Annotated in this window: 4 protein-coding genes; 2 read left to right on the plus strand and 2 right to left on the minus strand. The window is 39.2% G+C overall.

Annotated elements, in window-relative coordinates; genetic code table 11:
* The first annotated feature begins 281 nt into the window (after nucleotides 1–281).
* The gene (locus HPY74_20075; GenBank protein NSW92906.1) at nucleotides 282–812 is read left to right on the plus strand and encodes a hypothetical protein; all 531 of its coding nucleotides are present in this window, start codon (nucleotides 282–284) and stop codon (nucleotides 810–812) included.
* Nucleotides 813–1,153: 341 nt separating this feature from the next.
* On the opposite strand, the gene HPY74_20080 is transcribed toward HPY74_20075, so the two are convergent.
* A complete protein-coding gene (locus tag HPY74_20080) occupies nucleotides 1,154–2,254 on the minus strand; it encodes an IS91 family transposase (protein ID NSW92907.1) in 1,101 nt (366 codons plus the stop codon).
* Entirely contained in the window at nucleotides 2,247–3,086 is an 840-nt protein-coding gene (locus HPY74_20085; GenBank protein ID NSW92908.1) for a site-specific integrase, read from the minus strand. The genes HPY74_20080 and HPY74_20085 overlap by 8 nt, the downstream gene beginning before the upstream one ends.
* A 442-nt stretch (nucleotides 3,087–3,528) precedes the next feature.
* Here HPY74_20085 and HPY74_20090 point away from each other — a divergent pair, with 442 nt between their 5' ends.
* Nucleotides 3,529–4,008 (plus strand): DUF2569 domain-containing protein, encoded by a 480-nt coding sequence (locus HPY74_20090; GenBank protein NSW92909.1) that lies wholly within the window; start codon nucleotides 3,529–3,531, stop codon nucleotides 4,006–4,008.
* Nucleotides 4,009–4,284: the final 276 nt, after the last annotated feature.

The following is a 4,284-nucleotide window of genomic DNA, read 5'->3' on the forward strand; positions in this document are numbered from 1 at the left end:
TAGAGAATTTTAACGGCCCATAAGAACAAAGCGAATGTATTTACAGTTATGAAAAGCTTCATCTATAGACCGGTATTCCCGAACAATAGATTCGCAAACACCGGAACATTTCCGGTATTCCCGAACTGCTTACTTCGGGGTTATAGAAGTTATGCGACAGGCAGCTTATGTGTTGTGATAAAGGAAGTTTTATTAGGTACCAAGTGAATGTTTCGGAGAGCTAGAAAAACATAGAGTTAAAGAGGATCGTGAGTAAAATAAAGATTCTGAGGAGGGTTTAGATGAGTATACAGGTTTCATTACCATTACACGTCCTAACTTATACTAAAATAGAACTTGATAATTGGATAAAAGGTGAAAGAAAGCAATGTGATGATCCATATTGTCTTAAGTTACCTAATTCTTATGGATTTGGAGAATTCTTGGTAGGACAATATTTTACTTCGCTTGGCTATAAGTGGATTCATCATGATTTTAATGTCTTTGGTGGGAATAGACCTGGAAAATATCCAAAAGCAGAGGAGATTATAGTAGCGTGTTTTGGTGAAGAAAGGTATAAAAGTGTAAGGACTTTATATAGAGCTTTCAAGAACATAGAGGAACCAGATTTGTTGATATATAGACCTGATTATTCAGAAATTCGTTTTGCTGAGTCAAAAAGATTGGATACTCGTGATAAATTGCGTGAAAGTCAAGTGAGGGGACTTGTACTTTTATCAGCATTATTAGGTTGTAAAGTTGATGTATTTGAAATTGTTGAAGAAGGAAAAGATTTTACTCCAGAACCTATCATATGGGAGTTTAAAGTTTAATTTTTAATATGACCCGATCGCATAACACAATAGAGATTTATGATGTTCATAGTCCGCAAAACAGAAATGGCCCCGCTATATATACCAGCAAGGCCATTGAAATTGCATAAGATTATCTTAAACATCATGAATCTCTGGTTGTACTGAACCGTCTGCCGCCAAGAAACTGTTATGGGAAATCAATTTTTACCATAACCATAGAAACGGCTGAATGGCAGTATATAGAATAGTCGAAATGCCTAATATCAGGCTGATAACACAACAAAAAGTGTAAAATTAAGCATAGTTCCCCCCTCCCCCAATATAGGCTTGGCAGAATAGATATTTTGTTTTATCACATGTTACGGTACAGCATACGCATCACTGATAATACCGGCAAATATCATAGCACCGCCACATACAGGGCAGGCATAAACATGCTTGACAACCTTGGGTACAACAGGCCTGACACCGGCAAGCCTGATACAAAGGGTTAGCTTTGTAGAGATATTCCGGCTTGACAGAATACCATAATGCCTGATCTTGGTAAACCCAGATGGAAGCACATGAAGCAGGAACCTGCGTACAAACTCATCGGTTTTAAGGGTCATGAGCTTAACCTTGTTCTTATCCCTGTAATCCTTCCATCTGAAAGTAACATTAGCTTCGTCAAAATCCACAATTCTGGAATTAGATATGGCTACCCTGTGGGTATACCGGCCCAGGTAGTTTACAACATGCAAGGGTGACTTAAAAGGTTTCTTACAGTAGACAACCCAATCAGTCTGGTATAAACTGTTAATGAAGTTCAGGAAGTTCGGATAGCAGTCCAGCATAGCAGCATCTTTGAAGAACTGAATATTGCCGTTTTTAAAGGCTTCCTTGAGATAATAAAGGACCTTGCCCCTGAACTTGCGTGACATCACCTTAACCGGGATAAAGAATTTCTTGCTTGAGTGTACGAATCTAAGGCCGTCATTAGAGAGGCCGCCGCCCGGCACTATACAGTGTACATGGGGATGGAAACAAAGATTCTGGCCCCATGTATGTAGCACTGCCGTAGCTCCCACCTGAGCACCGAGGAACTTGGGGTCCTTAGAAAGCTCAGTAATAGTATCACCAGCAGATTTCAAAAGGATAGAATAAAGGAGCCTTTGGTTTTGATAAATTATCGTATTAAGCTCCTTGGGCAGAGTAAATACCACATGGAAATATTGAGTGGGTAAGACCTTTGATAATTGTGCCCGGGCCCATTCCTCCTGTTTGGAGCCCTGGCATTTAGGACAGTGCCTGTTTCTACATGAATTATATGAAATATGTATATGCCCACAGCTGCTGCAACGGTCGGTGTGCGAGCCTAAAGTATCCGTTCTGCAGCTTCTTATGGCATAGAAGGCTTTCCTTTGGTCAGGGGATAGACCATAAGGCTTAACAGCATTGAAGACATCCTGTATCTCAGGCATTGTCCATACCTCCATCCAGTGGACTTTTCACCGACGAAAGGCGTTTAGCTGAAAGATGAAGGTAAATACAAGTAGTATTAATATTGGCATGGCCCATAAGAACCTGGATAGTTCTAAGGTCCGTATCATTCTCAAGAAGGTGTGTGGCAAAGCTGTGACGAAGGGAATGCACCGAAACGGGTTTGGAAATACCCGCCTTCTCCTTGGCAGTTTTAAACACCTGCTGAATATTTCTTGCAGCAACAGGTTTACCCTTAATCATGCCTGGGAAGAGAAGGTCATCAGGCTTGTACAGTTTCCAGTACTCCCTGAGCAGCTTAAGGTTTTCCTCCCCCAGCACAGTAAACCTGTCCTTGCCTCCTTTGCCGCAGCGGACCCTTAACAGCATATTAGAAGAGTCAATGTCTGAAACAGTCAGCCTGAGGGCTTCGCTAATCCGCAGGCCGGAAGAATAGATAGTAAGAAGAATGGTCTTATGTTTAAAATTATGTACATGCTTAATGATAGACATAATCTCATCCCGGGATAGAACATAGGGAAGCTTCTTCTGCTTCCTGGGACGAACAATGACATCATCAGACCAGCCGCGGCTTAAAACAGAGTTAAACATAACCTTGAAAGCATTACAGGAAATATTAATATTACTGTAGCTGATACCTTTATTAATCCGGTAATGAAGATACTGCTTAATCTCATCTGGTGAGATCTGGTCAGGAGGCTTGCCTGAATACTTTTCAAGCAGCCGTACATGACTGAGGTAGTGTTTTTGAGTGTGGGGTGAATACCCACGTAGTTCCATCTCAAACTTCATTTTGTCATAAAGGCTTGACATATGATAAATCATCCTTCCTATAATAAATTTACTGGAAAGATGATACCACAAAACGGGGTACCACGCGCTACCGCGCAGCGGTTTAGTACAACACTGTGTTCCCACTGCGGGGCTTTCGCCCCTTGGATGCAGGAAGCAAGGCTTTCGGGTAGGAGCAGCACCACACCTGCTCGCTAACCAAGTCGGTCTTCGCATTAACCCACCCAAAGGGTACCCGGGCATGAGCGAAGACCTGTAAGCTCGCAGGCGTCGGGAACACATAACCGTTATGTGAAACCACATGTGTTATTTTATGTATCCATGACGTTTCTGTGGAGAACGAATATTTATCTTAAATATTTTTTCAGTCGTGTAACATTATGACATATTAAGTATGTAGTATTTATTTGAATTTTGTTTTTATATAAATCTTGAATTTAATCTTAAAAATGGGGGGAATGATATGAAAAATCCAGAAACAGATTATAGTTTGATTGGAGAGTATAATAAGATTGGTGGTTGGTTAGTATTAGTCGGTATTACTATGGTTATAAGCCCATTCTTTCATTTTAATGTAATAAATGAAAATTTAAAATTATATTCTCCAGATAAGTGGAACAAATTAATCAATAATCATCCATTGTGGTCTATTCTAATAAGTTTTGAGACAATTACATCCATTATACTTTTAGTGGTTAGTGTAGTTTTACTTATTGCTTTTTTAAAGAAAAAAGTCTATTTCCCAAGTTTAATGATTATTTATAGAGTTCTGAATTTAGTGATAGTTATTACTATTAGTCTTATTGCCGTCCAAATTCCATATATAGCAAACGGAAACATTCAAGAATATATATCAGCTATTATTGGACAAAGTTTAGCTTGTGCAATTTGGATTCCATATTTCATAAAATCTAAACGTGTAAAGAGAACGTTTATCAATTAATTTATATACCCAATATTGATTCCACTGCAATAACTCCTGTATAAAACTGGTAAGCTTGCACATTGAAAACTTCACAAAACCATTGATAATACTGGACTTCAAGGCGCTTTTATGGTATACTTAACCTAGTAAATATAAACATATTTGGTATACAAAGGAGAGGGTAGAATGTTCAGAGCGAACCATAATCATAACCAGCAAACACTTTTTGACAGTACCCAGTGGATGAACCCAAAAATCCTTGAAAAGCTTGAAAAATCATGGGCTCCCATCTTC

This window comes from Bacillota bacterium (assembly GCA_013314855.1).
In the GTDB taxonomy this organism is placed as follows: domain Bacteria; phylum Bacillota; class Clostridia; order Acetivibrionales; family DUMC01; genus Ch48.